The organism is Mucilaginibacter arboris, from assembly GCF_009754915.1.
GTDB lineage: Bacteria > Bacteroidota > Bacteroidia > Sphingobacteriales > Sphingobacteriaceae > Mucilaginibacter_A > Mucilaginibacter_A arboris.
The window spans coordinates 269,334-288,623 of sequence record NZ_WPIK01000005.1; the positions used below are offsets into that span (position 1 = coordinate 269,334).

The 19,290-nt window shown below is 38.4% G+C and carries 11 protein-coding genes and 2 pseudogenes; 3 read left to right on the plus strand and 10 right to left on the minus strand.

The features are described 5' to 3' along the window. Positions 1–323: 323 nt before the first annotated feature. Positions 324–1,367, minus strand: a complete 1,044-nt coding sequence (locus tag GO621_RS07505) for an Atu2307/SP_0267 family LLM class monooxygenase (protein ID WP_157565696.1) — start codon at positions 1,365–1,367, stop codon at positions 324–326. Between the two features lie 448 nt (positions 1,368–1,815). On the opposite strand from GO621_RS07505, the gene GO621_RS19275 reads away from it, so the two are divergent. Beyond that, the gene (locus GO621_RS19275; protein WP_317163403.1) at positions 1,816–3,003 is read left to right on the plus strand and encodes a GAF domain-containing sensor histidine kinase; all 1,188 of its coding nucleotides are present in this window, start codon (positions 1,816–1,818) and stop codon (positions 3,001–3,003) included. 539 nt (positions 3,004–3,542) lie between these two features. On the opposite strand, the gene GO621_RS07515 is transcribed toward GO621_RS19275, so the two are convergent. Then, positions 3,543–7,802, minus strand: coding sequence for a hybrid sensor histidine kinase/response regulator (locus GO621_RS07515; protein ID WP_157565652.1), 4,260 nt, complete (start codon positions 7,800–7,802; stop codon positions 3,543–3,545). 928 nt (positions 7,803–8,730) lie between these two features. Here GO621_RS07515 and GO621_RS07520 point away from each other — a divergent pair. After that, positions 8,731–9,567 (plus strand): DnaJ domain-containing protein, encoded by an 837-nt coding sequence (locus GO621_RS07520; RefSeq protein WP_157565654.1) that lies wholly within the window; start codon positions 8,731–8,733, stop codon positions 9,565–9,567. Between the two features lie 202 nt (positions 9,568–9,769). Here the strand turns inward: GO621_RS07520 and GO621_RS07525 are convergent, their stop codons facing one another. Further along, the gene (locus tag GO621_RS07525) at positions 9,770–11,305 is read right to left on the minus strand and encodes a lipase maturation factor family protein (protein WP_198170167.1); all 1,536 of its coding nucleotides are present in this window, start codon (positions 11,303–11,305) and stop codon (positions 9,770–9,772) included. A gap of 315 nt (positions 11,306–11,620) precedes the next feature. Here GO621_RS07525 and GO621_RS07530 point away from each other — a divergent pair, with 315 nt between their 5' ends. Then, positions 11,621–11,824, plus strand: a complete 204-nt coding sequence (locus GO621_RS07530; protein ID WP_157565658.1) for a hypothetical protein — start codon at positions 11,621–11,623, stop codon at positions 11,822–11,824. A gap of 385 nt (positions 11,825–12,209) precedes the next feature. Here GO621_RS07530 and GO621_RS07535 read toward each other — a convergent pair whose 3' ends face one another. The 7 genes and pseudogenes from GO621_RS07535 to GO621_RS07565 form a co-directional block, all read right to left on the minus strand. Further along, complete coding sequence (locus GO621_RS07535) at positions 12,210–12,758, minus strand: hypothetical protein (RefSeq protein ID WP_157565660.1); 549 nt, start codon at positions 12,756–12,758, stop codon at positions 12,210–12,212. 389 nt (positions 12,759–13,147) lie between these two features. Continuing rightward, positions 13,148–13,432, minus strand: a pseudogene (locus GO621_RS07540) (ISAs1 family transposase); the annotation flags it as partial. 165 nt (positions 13,433–13,597) lie between these two features. Continuing rightward, positions 13,598–13,750, minus strand: a pseudogene (locus GO621_RS07545) (transposase family protein); the annotation flags it as partial. A 432-nt stretch (positions 13,751–14,182) separates the two neighbouring features. Further along, positions 14,183–14,998, minus strand: coding sequence for a DUF7281 domain-containing protein (locus tag GO621_RS07550; protein WP_232335605.1), 816 nt, complete (start codon positions 14,996–14,998; stop codon positions 14,183–14,185). A 253-nt stretch (positions 14,999–15,251) separates the two neighbouring features. Then, on the minus strand, positions 15,252–17,342 hold the full coding sequence (locus GO621_RS07555) for an ATP-binding protein (RefSeq protein WP_198170168.1): 2,091 nt from the start codon (positions 17,340–17,342) through the stop codon (positions 15,252–15,254). Beyond that, the gene (locus GO621_RS07560; RefSeq protein ID WP_157565668.1) at positions 17,326–17,898 is read right to left on the minus strand and encodes a condensin complex protein MksE; all 573 of its coding nucleotides are present in this window, start codon (positions 17,896–17,898) and stop codon (positions 17,326–17,328) included. The genes GO621_RS07555 and GO621_RS07560 overlap by 17 nt, the downstream gene beginning before the upstream one ends. A 1-nt stretch (position 17,899) precedes the next feature. Continuing rightward, entirely contained in the window at positions 17,900–19,060 is a 1,161-nt protein-coding gene (locus GO621_RS07565) for a hypothetical protein (protein ID WP_157565670.1), read from the minus strand. Positions 19,061–19,290 lie beyond the last annotated feature (230 nt).

Here is a 19,290-nt window from a genome sequence, read left to right on the forward strand (position 1 = left end):
TAAAAGCATCAACTCTTTCCATCATAAGTGGAAGTGCCCGGGTTGTTTTCAGTCGATAATATTTTGGGGCGATAAAAAGGAAATCCCCTTTGCGCATATTAAAACAAACTTATCGACAATGAAGGTGGACAAGCAAGATTTTTTTAAATGGATAGCTGAAAATTGTTATATAAAGTCCATTAGAAATTTACAATTAACTTTTGGAATCTTAAGTATTTTTAACTGTAACCTATTGAGGGAAAACTATTTTAATTGAAAAAATATATTAGACTTTATATAAAAAAAGCTCGATGCCTTCTTTATCAATCCAATCTCAGAAAACCTTAAACCACTTTTTCCACACCAATTTCTTTTCTGATAACCGGCGCTACTTTCGTTCCGAACAATTCAATCGCTTTTAAAACTTTAACGTGAGGTGTAAAACCAGTAACCAGCTGCGCTAAAAAACGGGTATTGTGAAACAGCTCATATTGGGCCATTATTTTATCAATAGCTAATTGTACGTTTCCAACTACTAAAGGGCCGTCGTTCCGCAAATATTCAAATTGCGCCCGGTTCATCGGCGACCAGCCTCTGTCTTTTCCAACCCGGTTCATTAGTGCTTCGTAAGATGGGTAGAACTCATCAGCAGCCTGCCGGGCATCTTCCGCAACATAAAACTGAGAACTAATGGCCAATGGCAGTTTACTTACCTCATGTCCGGCTTTTTCTGCTGATTCCCGGTATAAATTTACAAAAGGCACAAACTGCCCGGGCGCGCTTCCTAAAATAGCAATTGCCAAAGGAAGGTTAAGCCGGCCGGCACGAACTGCAGAAGCCGGCGTACCGCCAACCGCCAGCCAGATTGGAATAGCAGGCTGAATAGGCCGCGGATAAATAGCCTGGTTAGTTAAAGGCGCGCGGAATTTCCCTTTCCAGGTAATTACTTCCTGCTTGTTTATTTGGAGGAGCAAGTCGAGTTTTTCAGAAAAAAGTGCGTCGTAATCGTTCAGGTTATAACCAAACAAAGGAAAAGATTCGATAAAAGAACCGCGGCCGGCCATCATTTCTGCACGTCCGTTGGATATTAAATCAATGGTTGCCAGGTTTTGAAATACACGCACCGGATCAGCAGAACTCAAAACGATTACAGAACTGGATAATTTGATATTTTTGGTGATGGCAGCCGCAGCCGACATCATAATTTCGGGAGCAGAGATCACAAAATCCGGACGGTGGTGTTCGCCAAAAGCAAATACATCAAGTCCGACTTCATCGGCCAGCTTTACTTCTTCCAATAATTGCTGTACCCGCTGATGTGCGTGTACGGCTTTTCCTGCTACACCATCCGGTGTTACTTCTCCAAATGTACTGATACCTAATTCCATGGTTTGGGCCCGCTTTTTCGTTACTTCTTTTATCACCTAAAAAGCAATAACTTTTCTTTTTGTGTTGAGGTGAATTACAAACACATAAATTATATGCCTAAAAGAAGCATTAACTATTTGAGATAAAGTTCAGGATAGGACCAGGCGGTTAAAAAACAGCTGCTTATTTTAGCCACTACAACTAATATAAAACTAACGAAACCGATATTGAAAGGGCCAGGGATTAACCTGCTAAAAAGAGTATAGGAGTTTGGCCCCCTTCGATTATACTGGATCAAGGAGCTTCTTTAGTTACATACATTTGGATAAATAATTCAAGATTAGTTATAGAAATATATCTAACCTGCCACAAATTTTTTACAGCTACAGCAATAAATAAACATTTTGTGTTTGTAATAAATATTATAAATTGCATCAAAAACCCTAAGCGTTTTCAGAAAAACAATAAGTGGACAATTTTCAAGCTAAGATCCAGGAAGAGGTAAGCGCCATCAACCGTATTCCGATAATCGATAATATCCTTGAAGTTATTTGTCGTACCACCGGCATGGGCTTTGCTGCCATAGCCAAGGTAACAGATGAACGGTGGATTGCGTGTGCGGTACGGGATGAAATACAATTCGGAATGGAGCCGGGAGGTGAGTTAAAGATTGAAACCACTATCTGCCGCGATGTACGGCAAAGCGGAGAAATGGTTGTTATAAATCATGTGAGCGAAGATGACGCCTTTGCCTCTCATCCAACACCTGCGCTGTATGGCTTTCAAAGTTATATTTCGGTACCGATTATCCGTAAGGATGGCGTTTTTTTTGGTACGCTTTGCGCTATCGACCCTAAACCTGCCCATTTAAAAAACCAAGCAACAATCAGCATGTTCAAGCTGTTTGCCGATCTGATTGCTTTTCACCTGCAATCAATCGAACAACTTGCCCTTGCAGAGTCAACGCTTTTAGAAGAACGTGAAACGGCCGAATTACGGGAGCAGTTTATTGCGATATTAGGCCATGACCTACGTAACCCGGTTGGTGCGGTAACCAATAGTGCCCAACTGTTGCTTCGGACGATACCTTTAAATGAACGCGGGATTCGCCTGGTCAACATTATCCAGGATTCAGGTTACCGAATGGCCGGCCTGATTGAAAATATTATGGATTTTGCCCGTGGCCGTTTAGGGGGAGGCTTAGTTTTAAGCCAATCGGTAAATGAACAGTTAGAAAAAACACTGAACCAGGTAATTACCGAGTTGCAGGTGATCTGGCCAGACCATATTATTGAAACAGACTTTGATTTAAAAACACCTGTATTTTGCGATAGCAAACGTATTGCACAGCTTTTTTCTAATATTTTAGGCAATGCGCTAACTTATGGTAAAGCCGGTAAACCTGTTCTGGTTGAGGCAAAAAGCGATGATAACGAGTTTACTTTAAGCGTTATTAACTCCTGTAATAAAATTCCTGCCGCTGTAATTGAGCGCCTCTTTCAACCCTTCTCCCGTGGAGAAGTTAAACCAAACCAGCAGGGCTTAGGGCTTGGCCTGTACATAGCTGCTGAAATTTCGCGCGCCCACGGTGGTACGCTTAATGTTATTTCTGCGGAACAAGAAACCTGCTTTACCTTAAAGATACCTCAGGATTAAGGTTGAAATAAATTATTTATTGCGCTTAAAGGTTGTTTAAACTTATCAACCAGATTTTATGATGCTTCTTTTACACCTGTAATTTTTGCTTCTGCCTTTTTTACGGCCTGATCGCTCTAATAAATAATTTGACGATTTTTTAGCCGATAAAAGAAGTATCGAAAATTAAACGCATTCAATTTGTTTTTGATTTGAATTTTTTCAACCTAAAGTCCTTTAATCCATTTGGTTATCATAGCCAGTCCTTTAATTTTTACTAAATTGCTGTTGCGATAACTATTGATGAATTTTCTACAAGAATATCTGTTTCAAATCTTTTTGATACACCTTTGCCCCGCATTATTGTAAAAACAGATCAACCTAAAACAAAATAGTTGCAATTTTTTACCTGGTAAAAGAAGTGTTATAGATATCAGCAATACTTCTTTTATGCCTGTATTTTTCGCTTTTGTTTTTAGAGGACAGAAAAAGCAGTGCCCCTCTATTTTTAGGTGATAAAAGAAGCATCCAAAATATATTGAACAGGAGTTAAATGGTTTTTAATAAACCGGTTTATCTGATACCTGGTTTTCTGTTAATTTTACAAAAGCCCATTTTTCCAGTTTTTCAACCAGCTCATCTGTTTTAACCGGTTTTCCAATGTAATCGTTCATTCCGGCGTTTAAACATTCTTCCCGGTCGCCTTGCATGGTATTAGCTGTAAGGGCAATAATAATGGGTTGTTTTTCCATGGTTGCCCGAATAATACGCGTAGCTTCCAGTCCGTCCATTTCCGGCATTTGCATATCCATTAAAACCAAATCAAAAAACTTTTTACTTAAAGTTTCAACGGCTTCCTTTCCATTGTTTACCACCCCGGCCTGGTAACCTAATTTTTTCAGCATCTGATTGATAACATGCTGGTTGATCAGGTTATCTTCGGCAACAAGTATCTGCATAGGGTACTTATCAGAAAAATTGGATTTTAACTTTTCCTGGATAATTGTTTTTTCTACAGGGAAACTACCTTTATGCAGCAGTCCGTCCAGGATATATCTGCTTAACACATGCTGTTTAATGGGTTTAGTTAGTACCGAAGTAAAAAGCTGTTTTTTATTCTTGTTATTTTCATCACCCATAGAACTAAGCAGGATGATTGGAATATCCGGATAAGTTTGTTTAATCGTTTCTGATAATTGAAAACCGTCCATTTCTGGCATTTGTGCATCCGTTATAATCAGGTCTGGTAAATTATTTTTTGATAATAAGGCTAATGCTTCTTCTCCTGATCTGGCAAGAACAGGGCGAAGCTTCCAGTTTTCTAACTGCAGTTGCAGTATAAGCCTGTTGGTTTGGTTATCATCTATTACCAATACCTTTTTGCCTTCCTGGCCAGACATGTCATACTGTTTATAGGCTTCCAGCACCTTGTTGCCAACAGCAGCCTTTATTGTGAATGAAAAAGTAGAACCTTTTCCAACCTGGCTTTCAACCTGGATATTGCCATGCATCAGTTTAACCAGCTTTTCAGAAATCACCAGCCCTAAACCTGTTCCGCCATATTTTCTGGTAGTGGAAGAATCTATTTGCGAAAACGCTTTAAACAACCGTTCCAGTTTATCTTCTGGTATCCCTATGCCTGTATCCTTAATGTCAAACTGTAATTTTACATTACCGTCCGGATCCAGGTTTAACAACTTTATACCTAAAAAAACTTCTCCTTTCGAGGTAAATTTAATGGCATTATTAATCAGGTTGGTTAAAATTTGTTGTAAACGCAGTTTATCGCCCACAATTTGCAAAGGAACATTATCCTGTATCTGATATACAATTTCTATCCCGGTTTCTGCCACACGTGTACTAAATATATCCAGTACGTCTTCAACACAGCTTCTCAGGTTAAAATCTTCTGTTTCCAGTTCCATATTGCCCGACTCAATTTTAGAGAAATCTAAAATATCGTTAATAACATTGAGCAAACTTTCGCCACAGGCAATAATCGTTTCCGTGTACATCCTTTGCTGGCTGTTTAAAGGCGTTTCTGCAAGCAGGGAAGACATACCAACAACACCGTTCATTGGTGTCCGGATTTCGTGGCTCATTGTAGCTAAAAATATACTTTTTGCCTGATTTGCCCTTTCAGCTTCCATTCGTGCATGTTCGGCTTCTGTACGTGCCTTTTGTTCGTAAGCACGCTGCTGGACTAATTCTTTGTTCAGCCCCAGGAGGTCTTCTGCTTGTTTTTTTACTTCCTGCGTACGTTCAATTACCTGTTTTTCTAACGCACTTTTTTGAGCTTCAACCCTGCGCATCCTGCTTTGATAAACGATATAGATAATGGCAGCAACAAAACCCAGTATCAAAACTCTAAACCACCAAGTTTCCCAAAACGGCGGCAGAACAATAATTTTTAACGATGTGCCCTTTTTATTCCACAAACCATCATTGTTAGCAGCTTTTACCCTAAAAATATAGGTGCCTGGGTCCAGGTTGGTATAAGTAGCCTTATGTTCGGTGCCCACGTAGTTCCAGCCTTTATCAAAGCCTTCCATCATGTAGGCATATTGGTTTTTTTCGGGAAAGGTATAATCTAATGCAGCAAATTCAAAAGTTAAAACGCTTTGCAGGTAACTAAGCTTGATTTCTTTTGTATCGGTGATAGACCGGGTTAGCGGAGAATTTTTTGCACCAACCGAAACAGATTTATTGAACAACTGGAAATCTGTAATCAGCACTTTTGGAATATTGTAGTTCTGCTTAATGCCTACAGGGTTAATTACATTAAAGCCTTTTATTCCTCCAAAATAAATATTGCCTGTGCTGCTGCGAAAGCCGGACCGTAAAACAAATTCAGAACTTTGCAACCCGTTATATTGACTATAATTTTTAAAGCTATGTTTTTTAGGGTCAAACCTGTTGATACCATTGTTGGTGCTTACCCATATAAAGCCCTGCCCATCTTCTACAATGCTGTTAATTACATTATTGCTTAATCCGTTATTTATAGTATAAGAGGTAAACTTTTTTTGCCTGGCATTCCAAAGGTTTAAACCTCCGCCCATTGTACCTACCCAAACATTGCCTTTACTATCCGGCTCAATACAATAAACAATGTTATTTGATAAATTACTGTTTGCTTTGTTTAGGCGGGTAAAAGTTTTAGTGGCCGGGTTAAAAACATTTATCCCGCGATCATAAGTACCTACCCAGATATTCTTTTGCCTGTCTTCATAAAAAGCACGGATAACATTGCCAGTTAAAGCATACGGATCATCAGGATGCCGGGTATTTTCCTGATAACGGATAATTTTATTAGTGGTGGGGTCAAGTACGTTTACGCCTCCTTCATTGGTAGCAATCCATAAATTGCCCGTATGGTCTTCCATTAAAGCATAAATATGGCCGTCACTTAAATGATCTTCACCCTCTCCTTTTGTAAAATGCTTAAAAGTGTTTTTTTCCGGGTCGAAATAGTCCAACCCGCCACCATAAGTACCTAACCAAAACCTGTTGCTGCTTTTGTTTTTCAAAATGCTAAGTACCGTATTGTTAGAAAGGCTGTTGGCATTTGCAGCATTGTGCTTGTAGTGTTTAAAAACACCTGTTTGTGGATTAAACAAGTTAAGCCCGCCACCATCTGTACCTATCCAAATATTGCCGTTGCTACTTTCTCCAAACGAAGTAACAATCGGTGCACTTAATCCCAGGTTATCAGTTTCTTTGCTGCGGTAAACATCAAACAAGGGTATATTTTCGTCGTATTTGTTTACGCCTCCCGAAAAAGTAGATACCCAAAGAATACCTTCATTATCTAATAAAACAGCACGTATAGATTTACCTGCCAAACTGTTTCCATTATCAGAATTATTACGAAAAACGGTAAACATCTTATTCCGTACATCAAAATAATCCAACCCATCTTCCGTCCCGATCCATAGCGAGCCATTCTTGCCTGCTGAGAGCGAAAAAATAGTATTGCTGCTGATACTGTTTGAATTTTTAGGATTGGTTTTATAAGCAAAAAAAGTATGCTTGTTATAATTATATTCATTTAAGCCACCTTCGTCGGTACCTATCCACAAATTGCCCGTTTCATCTTGCGCAATCGCCCTGATATGATTATCGGTGAGGGATTCCTGGTTGTTCTTTTGCTGAAAAAATTTAATAAACTGGTTTTTTTTGCGGTCGTACAGGTTCAAGCCGTTATTAGTACCTATCCAAAGGTTATGCTGATGGTCTTCAAAAATAGCAGTGATTGCATTACTGCTTAAACTATCGGGGTTTGCTGGGTTAGCTTTGTATTGTTTAAACTCATTTCTATTAGAATTAAATAAATTAAGGCCCTGATAAGTACCAATCCACAAATTGCCCAGGTAATCCTGGTTAATACTGGTTATTGCATCGCTGCTTATAGAACCGTTGCTTCCCGTAGGATGATAATTGGTGAAAGAATCGTTACTTCTGTCGTATTTACTTAAGCCTCCATTTGTAGCTACCCACAAAACACCTTGCTTGTCCTCAAATAAAGACGTTATCCTATTGGCACATAAACTGTGTGGATTGTTGGGGCTATTGCGGTAAAAATTGAAACGATAGCCATCATAACGGTTCAGGCCATCTTCTGTTCCAAACCACATAAAGCCATACTTATCTTTAAGGATGCACTGCACGGTACTTTGCGACAGGCCATTATCTGTAGTTAGGTGCGTAAACTTTACTTTTTGCTGGGCATTTCCATATAAACTACTTAATATAACCAGGCTTAAAACAATACCGGCTTTAAAATTTCTTAAATAAGGGTTTACTAACCTCTTTATCATATTTTAGGGGTAACTATTATAGGGTTCGGATTTTAAAAACAAGCAGTGGGGTGATTAACAATAACAGTTTAATGGTTTGATAACAAGAAACTTATACTTAAACCATTTAAAAAGGTTACAAAGCCGGAAGGCGCGTTAAGCAGGCGTGTTTAAATTTATATCAGCGTTATCAGGATGCTTCTTTTATGCCTGTTTTTTTATCAGGCCACAATAATCGTTGAACCTTTTTTAGGTGATAAAAGAAGCATGAAATTTAAACACAAGCTGTACTAAATCCTGATAGCTGGTTTTTAAAGCAGCAAGGGCAGCTTAAACCTATCTTAGAAAAAAATCCTGATGCTTCTTTTACCGCCTAAAAATCTGCACTGAAAAAAGAAGCAGCCATTAAATTGATTATGCTTAAGCTTTTTAAAAAGATGAGCTTTTTAAAGTACTATCGCTAAAAAAACACCAATCAGTTTTTATCATGAAAATAGCTACCTATAATGAAGTTGTTTAAACTTTCAAGGCCTGTTTAAGTTTGTACAGACCCTTCGGATATGCTTAGGATTGATGTGCCCGGGCTTGGTGCGCATGCTTCTTTTACCGGGTAAAATTGGTGTTTACATTTAATCACTAAAGACCTATAAGGTTTTGAAAACCTTATAGGTCTTTAGTGAATGGTTAACATTTTTTAGCTGATAAAAGAAGCATCGGCCAGAAAAAAAGTTTAAACAACTTCAATATTAGGCGTGCTAAATGTTGCCAGAAAATCGATGAAGTTTTATTTTATGAGAAATGGAGGCAGAGCGGGCAGTTTTATAAAGGCTGAAGATTCTGTAAGAACCCCTCCAACAAGTACTGGCAAAGGCTGATTATCATTTTTGAATTAAACGATGTAGCAAAAAACCAATCCAACCGTTTATCAAACTTAGTTGTTTAATTAAACATGAAGGATTTCTATTCCATTTTAGCAACGGATATAAATTCCACTTCGATAGAAATAAAGGAAGCTTATGAAAATTTATTAAAAAACCTTCAACCTTACCTGAACCAAAACGACAGCCAGTTCCAGGAAGTATGCGAAGCTTACGAAGTGCTTGGGGACCCGGACAGGCGCAGGCAATACGATAAAGAATTAAATGAAATCCAGGCTGCCCGGTTAAGTAAAATTCATCAAAAGCAACAACGTTTTTTTATAAACCGGACGATTGATGTTTCATTTACCCTTATCTTAATCCTATTCACTTTTATATTTGGTAATTATGTTATCAAATCGATAAGCAGCTCAAAAGCAATCAAGACGAAAAAAGCGACTGTTTTTACCACCGTTTCGTTCCACAAAACCAAACATCATAAAAAAAGGCATATTTCTAAAATCAGGACAATTATCAATCCTCCAAAAATAAATTCCGATACTGTAAAAACGCCATTAGTTGGGCAAGTGCCTGTTACTGCCAGCAAGACCACTGCCAGCAGCAGCAACACAAATAGCGATAACGACAAGGCGAATAGTTATAACGACAACAGCAATAATGATAAAAACAGCATCAATACCGATAAAAGCACCAACGCAGATGCACCTTTTTTATATGCCACTTACATCAGATCGAACGAAACCGGTGTAATCAATATGAGGAAATCTGATAACTACAGTTCTGTTATTATTAAGGTAATCCCTACCAATTCGCAAGTATTTGTATTAGAAAAAGGCAGCATGTACTATAAAATACTTTTTGATAACAGCACTGGTTATGTTCCAAAATGGACGCTTCAAACCAAATAAACAATTCTTAATGTTATTTGATACTTTTTTCTCCGCTAAACCAAATACTTCTTTTATCAGGAATGCTTCTTTTATCAGGTACAAATTAGTGTTTGAATTTTAAATTGATGCAGGTACAAATTTTTAGGTGCTAAAAGAAGCATGAGCCTTTTTCTTCGCATAAAAATTTAAAACAGGTACTAAAACAAGAAGCCTTTTTAAGTTATCGGATCCATCCTGCACTTTTCAAATATCTGATTAAGCGCGTATCTTTTGCAGACATAGGCGGAAGCCAGATACCAATCCGCTTACGGCCCCACCAAAAACCCTGAGGGTTATTTGGCTTAACAAAAGTGTAACGATACAGAACTGCACGGATAAATTGCGGCCGTTTTTTAGGAAAAGGACTGCTGGCAAACAAACTTACAGCACCAGGATCGTTATGAAGAAGTTTCCATACCAGGTTTAACGTCCACGGATATTCATTGGGAGAAGCCATTGAGGCAAACCACATTTGCCAGTCTAACCGCAACTGATAAGGGGCAATTTGCGGCGGTTGCTTATCCAGAAGCACAGGCAGGCCTTTGTAGATATAAGGTTTCCAGTTGGCTTTATCGCTGGAATCCCTGTCCATTGTTCCTTCAAACACCACATTTAAACGTTCCTGCCCCACGGTCCCAAATGCACCATAAGTATTTACGAGATCGAGCGGATCAAATGAAGTGTTCATAATCTGTCCCGGAGAAAGGATGTTCAAGGCAGGCTGGATACTCAGAATTGCAACAAGGGCAGTTACAATCCAGGCAGTAGTAAGCATCTGTTTAGATTCTTCGGCATTACTGGCAGCGGCTGCTGCCTTAATAACAAGCTTTTTTGGGAGAACTTTAGACCAGAAACCATCATCAAAACAAGCTAAAGCGGGGATAATAGTCAGCCAGTTTAAAAAAGAAAGGTTGCCGCTCAGGATAATATTAAACTGAAATAATATGATTACTACTCCTGCAATATGGCGGGCAAGGCGTGGCCAGAATACAAACCAGGGTGCTACAAGTTCGGCCAGCCAGTTAAACCAAACACCCGTTCTTAAAACAGATCGTGGCAAAAAATGAAACCAACGGCTTAAAGGGCCAGGAATGGGCTGCGTTTCGAAATGGTAATAAAGGACTGTTCCGTTTCGCCATATTTCATCTCCCCGGTACTTGATCATTCCCGCACCCAGCATGATCCGGCAGATCAGCCATCGAAATAAAACGATGATGGCAAAGGGTGGTGCATACTTAGGAAACGGGCGCAGATCGAGCAGCGGACAAAGAAAGATAGCCAGAAAACCGGTTTCGGTAAGCTGGATTTCCCAGCCGTACCCGTACCACTCTTGCCCGACGTGGACAAAAGACATGTAGAGAAACCAGAGAACGGCAAGCAGCAAAGCATTAGCATAGCCAGCAACAATCACACAGGAAAGCACGAACCCTGCCCAGGCGACAGTTAAAAGTGTTGCATCAGAACACCCGAACCAAAAAACCGATGGCAGGCGAACAAAGCCAGCTCCGGCAGAACCCAGTGCAGCACTCGCTTGTTTGAGGTAGATACTTGCCGGAAGAAGGCCATTAGCGCCAATTAAAGGAACAATTTGATTGATTGCTATGAGAAAGGCTATCGCGTAAATTGCACCTAACAGGCGAAGAATAACAAAGCGGGTGAGCCGGTAGGTTGGCATTACATCCGGTAGGCCAAGAGTGCTGTTAGGTTTACTATCCATTTGGTTTATCACTTCCATTGGTAAATTTAATCAGTCCAGATAAATATATATTTATATATCAGCAGTAATTGCAATGCTTCTTTTATGCCTAAATTTTTTGCTTTTAAAATATATAAATAGTATAGAAAGCCTAACTGTTTTGGGCTGATAAAAGAAGCATACAAAATATATTGAATGATAGTTAAACAGGCTTAGTTTATTATTTAAATCAATAATACCAGCCAGATAAAAGGATTAATTTTGATCCGTTTGCCTTTAGAGTATTGGCTGTTTGTTTAGCCACCTTAACTGATTCACTAAAACTGTAACAACGGTTTGCTATATAAATGGATAGAAAATAATTTCAGCTTTGCAGAAAAAGACCCGGATGGCTTTGGCTGCCCGGTAGGTGCGCATATCCGCCGTACCAATCCCCGGGATTCGTTATTTAATGGCCCTGCTATCTCGCTACGGACAGTTAACCGGCACCTCATTATCTGGCGCGGACGCTCGTATGGGCACCGGTCAGAGAACGTATAAATAGACGACAAAAAAGAGCGGGGCCTTCATTTTATTTGCCTAAACAGCAATATTGAAAGGCAATTTGAATTTGTCCAGCAGAACTGGTAAATAATTAGTCCTTTGGAGCACTGAATGACGAGACTGACCCCCTGATTGGGCAGCGAAATGACAAAAACGTGTTTAGCATGCAGGGCTGCCCGGCAAGGACACGGATCCATGACCTGCCAGAATTTGTAACGACCAAAGGCGGGGCCTATTTTTTATGCCCGGTATTAATGCCCTTAAACAATTAGCGAACGGCCTTTAATAGATGTTTTGCCTTCCTTTATGCCATTCTTACTGAGGTTTAAAGCAGTATTTCTAATATTTATGTACTTGGCCGACAGATGTTATTTTACAACTATCATTTAGGTTTTATAATAGAAGACCTGTTTTTGTAAGGTAAAAAGTAATAAGAAGCAGAAACTCCAAAAAATGTTACTGATGACGCCGTATATCTGCCGCTATAATAGAATTGGCCGAAGTTTACGTTAAGGTGTAAACGATCCGTAGCAGTATACTCAATACCGGAAGTTAATTCGCTTAAAAAATTATTTGGTGCTAAAAAAACATATCCTACGCCAACCGTAAGTGTATTGGTAAACCTGCCTTGCTGAAAAATGTTAAGGTTTGGCCTAACTTCAAAATAGAAGGACGTATCTCTGCCCTTAATATGTTCTAAAGTAGTTTTGCCTAAATCAACCCCTAAGCTAAAAACATTCCATTGCTTGCCAACTTCAATTGATAAATTAGATTTTCCTCCAAGAGTTCCGGGTGTATTGGTGAGGGAGTAGTAAACCTGCAAATAGGTTTGTGTTTTTATTTTACCCGTATCTGTTTGTGCGTAAGTTTTAACATTAAATAACACGCAAATACAAGTTAAAATCAGGAAATAAAATTTGGGATGGATCATTTAAAGTACCTTTTCAATTATTTCAAAGATACGAATGGCTTTTATTGCAGCTACAGAAGCTGTTTAAATTCTGATTAATCATGGCTATGCTTTGTTTATCGCCTTAAAACCATCAGCTACCATACAGCGTTCACTGGCATAAAAACAGCTGTAGGCAAGTAAAAAATAAAAGGGAGAATTTAAGGGCCTGTTTAAATTTATATCAGAGGAAATTATAATGCTTCTTTTATGCCTATAAATTTTATTTTTTGCATTATTACCCGATACTAAAAGCATGAGAATTTAGTGGTTTTTTATGTGATAAAAGAAGCATAAAAATAAATTGAATAAAATTTAAACAGGCTCTAAAAAAGATGGAATAGAATTACATGTGTTGAACGGACAATGCCTCAACAGACATATCGCTTCAATGGATAAAATAAAAAGGGAAGTTGATGCATGGCAAGCGCAAACCGGAAAGAATCAAGCACGTTTTCCTGCAGTCCGCCCTGGTTCCCCTTTACAGCTAACAAATAATCACATTGCTTATCTACGATAGCATCTGCAATACTATGTTGACACCCCATCGCATCAACGGATACCAGGCAATCCTCTATAAATAACGACTTTAATAAATCAGGGATAGCCGTAATTTCATTCGATTTCTCGTAAACCCGAAGCTGGCCCAATACTAGCCCGTTTTGATCGGCTCAGGCGCTAACTACATGAACAGGCGACTTTTTGCCATTTTCCTTAGCCCCCGGATTGTTTTTCCATCAATGCTGATCAATTGGTCCTGTGTGATCCCTTCTAAAAAATTTGGTTAATGTTATCATGCGAGGGTATGCCATTTTCCAGCGTTAAAAACATTTTGAAATAGGTTCATTGGCTAAGGCAAATTCTTCAATTTCATACCAGTCTTCGGCACCACATACAACAGCGGCAATGGTGATGGCGATAATATCAAGCATGTCATGATTTCTTTTTCGATTTAAACGATGATCTTTCATTGTGCTAAAATAAGTGGAAACCCACTACTTTTTATTCATACAAATACCTGATTGTCAAATAAATATATAAAATAAAACATGGATAACCAATACACGGTCAACTGAAAATCAATTATTTGCCCCCTTATTTCAACATCTAAAAAGAAATTTATTTTACTGCGTCTACCCTGGTACTTAATAGGTTGTTAATCAACAATATATTCAACATTCACCAAGCCCTAATTACAAAGATGTATCCTATAGCTTTGGCATCGATAGGATCTACCGTAAGATCGGAGAATATTACGAGGCGAATAACCAGATCGGCAAGACGATTGAGTTTTGGGAAAAGGCTTTTGCCATCAACCGAAAAGTTCGTATCGCGCGGAAACTGAAAAATCTTAAAAAGAAAGTTTCAACCAAAGGCACATGATCGATGGTGCGATTATAAGCGTTTTATTTTATAAGGATTTCCTGCTCCAAGCCTTTTTTATGAGTATGTATTAGATCAATCAACGCTGTAATTTTTGGCTCCGCGACAACCTTAAGATCAAAATTAATCTTCTGATTATCGTATAATTTTCGGTTTCCCCAAGTTTTGATCAATAATTCTATATTATCGGGCACAAAGAATGTTGATCGCGATCCCAAATAACGCTTATATTCATTTACATATATGCCAATTCCTGCAAAATCAAAATCACCGAAGTGCAAATAAGGGTTGTTGATAGCTTTTAGCCATTTTAACAGGTCTTTGCTTTGATTAAGGGGATACCTGCAGACAAATAACGGATGGATATTTTTAAATAAATGTTTTTGCTTTTCTATACGGGTAAAACTTTCAGAATTTTCAACGCCTACTATGGTTAAGCCGGAATGTGGAATAAAATGCTTCGTATCATTTATAAATTGAAATGTTCGGGTAGGAGGATTAACCTTGATAGTTTCTCCGTTCAGTATGGCTGTGACAGGTTCATAACAATTTACAAGAAAGCCTGTAAAAGTCCTTACCTTTTTTGCTTTTGAATTAGCAGCAGCTTCAATTAGATCTGCCCTTGTAATAATGTCCTGGCTTAGCTTATTGATATAGTATTCCAGATCAGTTATGGAAAATCGATTTGATAAAAATGCGTTGAGCGATTCGACTTTCGGAACATACAACAGGCTTCTTGTACGACCAGACCTTATATCAGCAAGAATACCCTCCATCAATAATTCAGCTACCAGCGGGCCTTTCAATTTGCTCGCTGGTATTTTTTCACCTTTAGACAATTGTAAAAATATACTGGCTAATGATCTGCTTAAAACCATACTTTAATTATTAGTAATGAGCTTTTTCACCGTTGTCACATTTCTATTGTCCTTTGCCAACAAATAGGTGTGCTTGTAATCGACAGCATTATATGATGTTGGTGAACTGTTAATCAACAAAATATTCCGGTCATTGGCAAATTTTAATATGCCCTTCACGTTGTTGGGATGAAGTTTACCGATTTCGTCCATCATACAATGCAGGCGAAAATCTTTAAATCTTTTTGATGCACTTTCCTTGAAAACATTTAAAAGCATGATATTGATCATTGCCTTGACCAATATATCTGTCCCCCTCAGATCCAACGTTTGTCAGCTTTTCAACCCAGCCGCTATCATTGTCATTTTCTACGACTTTAAATTGCAATTCAAACGTATCGGATAAGTTGATCACTTCGAGTTTGGATGAGGTGATTTCATTTGCGAAGTTTTTAAGGTACCCTACTGCTTTTTTATTGATCTGCTCTGTTTCGCTTCCGGTGAAAAGGTTTGATTTACCTAAAGACAGGGCATGTTCATCATTGAACTTTCTGATTTCGGTCAAGAGCATCACAATTTTATTTGCACTTGGTGATAAACGCAGATTAATGCTTTTAATGACACCTGTAAAATTACGCTCCTCGAAATCCTTATTGATGTCCGAAATAACTTTTTGTATGGTAGCTTCTTTTGAAACAAGGTCCGTGGTCTCTTTGCCAATCTGGAAGATTAAACTGGCAAAACGTTCATTAGTACGCTTTTCAAACTCCGCTATTTTGTCTTCCTCCAAAAACTCCTTTAAGTTTTCGGCAAAAAGGAAAAAGTCGCTGGTCTCAATGAGATTGGTTTTAAATCCAAATATGTTTGCTGAAGAAAAATGACTCAAAAATTTTTGTATGGATGTGAGCAAGTCGTCAAGTTTGTCCCTTACTGAAAAGCTCTTGTCATTAATTTCATCGATCAAATCCTTAACCCGCCTCGTGGTTCTAACGGATTCGGATATAATAAGAGCAGAAGGGTCAAGTTTTGAAAAAACTTCCGTTAGGCTGAAATTGTCAAATGTAAGGATATCTTCTTCAATTCTTCTTTGAGAAGCATCCAAACCTGCGATGATATGATTCCGTTTGATCACCAATTCCTGAAGCTTGCCTTTGGCGAGTTCGTGACGCTGCTTTTCTATGGCCAACTGGTTCTCATAAATCTTTTTATCTGACTTAAATTTGTCAACCAGATCAAATAATTCACGTTTATCCTTGCCATATTCAGAAACCGTTTGCCTGTTATTTTCGATAAACTGCAGCTCCTCGACTATCGCAACAAGTTCTTGGTCAATTGCATTAAGACGCATGGTGTCTGCGCCGGCATGTTCCAGGGCTCTACTGGCCTGCTGCTGGATGTCATTAATGCGGGTTTGCACCTGTACAGCTTCGGATTTTATATCTTCGGACAGCTTATTCAAAGTTTCTTGCAGGATAGTATTCTCTCTGGAAATTTTGTTATCCCGCTCTTTCTTTTTTACTTCTACCTGGTTCTTAACCTGATTTGTTAAAACCCTTATCTGCTCATCAGCCACTTGCTTCTCATCTTTTGCAGCATCAGCGATCAGACGGGCAACGACTTCACCGGAGCGATTTTTAATGCTCCATTTGCTTATATCATCCAGTTGAACTTCAAAGTCTTTAAGGTGAAGTTCATATTGCGCAAGGTCAATTTTTATGTCCTCTTCATTCAGAGACATGATAATTGTTTGTTTAATAAACTCTGCTTCCAGTTTTGAATTCAAAAATACATTCTGGATAGTTCTAGGCAGGTTTTGATACTGCCTGCTTTCAATCAAAGCATACTTACGAAATTCCGCACTAAGGCCTTTGTTATTGCCATACAAAATGTCCCGGTATTCTTCATACCGCTCAATTTTCCGCGTGTATGTATTTGTCCCGGAAAAAGTACCCCTGATTTGCTCCCAGGACATTGCTTTGTTTTCGGGATTGATATAATTATCTTTATTGTATGAACCCTCTATAAAACGAAAAGCAACGCGGCCCTGGGACTTAAATGCCAATACACAAAAGGGGCCGGACTCTCTTGCGACTTCATAAACGATGAAGGAGTTTCCGTAGGGGAAGTAATACTCGTCGAATGTGCGCTTACCTTTTTCAATTCCCAATTTAAGTTTATCGACATTATAGAAAAATAGTATTGCACGGAGTGTGGTGCTCTTGCCTACACCCTGGGTTCCAATAAAATGAACATTGCCATCTATGCTTATATCGGCATAAGGCATACCGGCACTGTTTATAAAAACGATTTTATTCAGGTATCTCATGCTGTATATCCTCTGTTATGTCTATGTTCAGTATCAACTTTTCCAGGTATGTAAATGAAGCCAGGGTTTTATATTCATGTACGATTATATTTTCTAACTCGATAAAGTTATCCTTCTCCAAAATGTCTAACACTTTGTCGATGATTTCCGAATGCTTTTCCTTTCCAGGTGCGTATTTTTTTAGACCTTCTAACTTATTTTTCAAATCCGCGTCAACGCTCAATCTTATCAACAAGTCAGAGGGTTTGAATCGAAACCCTGGGCCGAAACTATTTTCAAACGTTTTTAGAAAATCAACAATGTCAATCCATTTCATGGCAATTTCCAGTTTACGTTCCATTTCCGCGCGGCTTTCTAATCGGGCAAAGTAATAGTATTCATCACCTTCTTCCAGGATCAGATTAATACCCTTGAAATAATCACAATAGGAATCAAAATCTTGGTTGATTACAGAATAAAGCTTACACACGGATTCTCTACTGCTGTTGGAACAAATAAATTGTCCCTTATTCAGTATTTCAAAAACCTCTGCTGACTGTTTGGGTATTTCCTGCATGTTATAACGGGTAAATCAATAAATATTCTGTGTTTTGCCTAGTTTGGTACTCCGCGGTCAACTTGAATTGCAGATCGTATTGGCAAATAAGCTGGCAATAAATGGTAAGGCACTCCTCGAAAGATACAGGCTTGCCAAAATCGTAGGTCCGCAAAAAATCGAACAGATTATTACTACCGGCGAGAAAGCTATTTTTAACCGCCTTAAGATTTATTTGTTCTACCTCTTCTATATCAAGTTGTAAATAATCGGATAAATTATTATCAGAAAGCTGAATTACAGAACGACCGCCTGACCTGTTTCTGCTTACAACTTTTTTAATGGCATCAAGTGCCTCATCATCGCTCTGCAATTGGTCTAAAGAAAGCTTTAGGGAGTAGGTAGGATTAGGCTCATAAACCAGCGAGTGGTCTGCCAGCAAAAGTTTGACGATGTTTGTCTTGCTTTTTAATTCGAATTGGTCTTTTAAATATTTTAATTGCCTGATTTTTTCAAGCAGCCCGCTTTGATACTTTAAACGGTTCAAAAACTCTATAATTTGCTTTTGTATATAAATTAAATTATGGCGGCAAAAATTAAGCTTCCCTCGCAACGCATTAATGATCCTTTGCAGTTCTTCATCTGAAGCGGTTTTGAAAAAAGTTTGCTCTTCATCCCCAGCCACCAGGTTATCAGTTAACATGACGAGGGTTGCAATATCATTCCGCTTAATATCAAGGTGCTCCAGTTTAGCTTTCTTTATTTTATAATTCGGTTCATTCTTAAAAGTATTGTCGATATTACGTTTCAGGTCAACGACATTTCTTATAGCAATAATCCCTGTTTTTCTTAAGGCGCTTTTAACCTGCCTTAAATAATTATATTTCCTGCTTTCACTATTTTCCTTCAGGTAATAAATGATGTTTTGATTTATGGTTTGGAGATTCTCCGTGATGTAGGAAACATTTATTTCTTCATTTACTTCTAATACCTGTTCAAAAAATTGAAGGAAGTGATCATCAAGCTCCAAATAAGCCCCATTTTCTCTGAGTACCGTGAATTCAAGCAACAGGCGAAGTTTATCCTCATTATAATCCAGCACTTCCAAGGCATCATCATATTTATAGGACAAGACTTTGCGCTTTTCAAATATTTCTGTAATGAGTTTTTGTTCACGGCTCAAAACCAATAGCAGTTCCCGTATGGATGAAAATGTCTTCAAATTGCTATTTGCTTATTATTTCAACTGATTAGTTTTAGAGATTTAAAAGAACACTAATTTATTTAGTTTTTCTGTCCGTTTATAATATTTTATTGATCAACTGCTAACCACATTGAATTTGATGACAATTTTATTATTGTGCCCTCCTAATGCAAACGACTTTTCGCTGGGGTTTTTTAAAAATCTTTCGG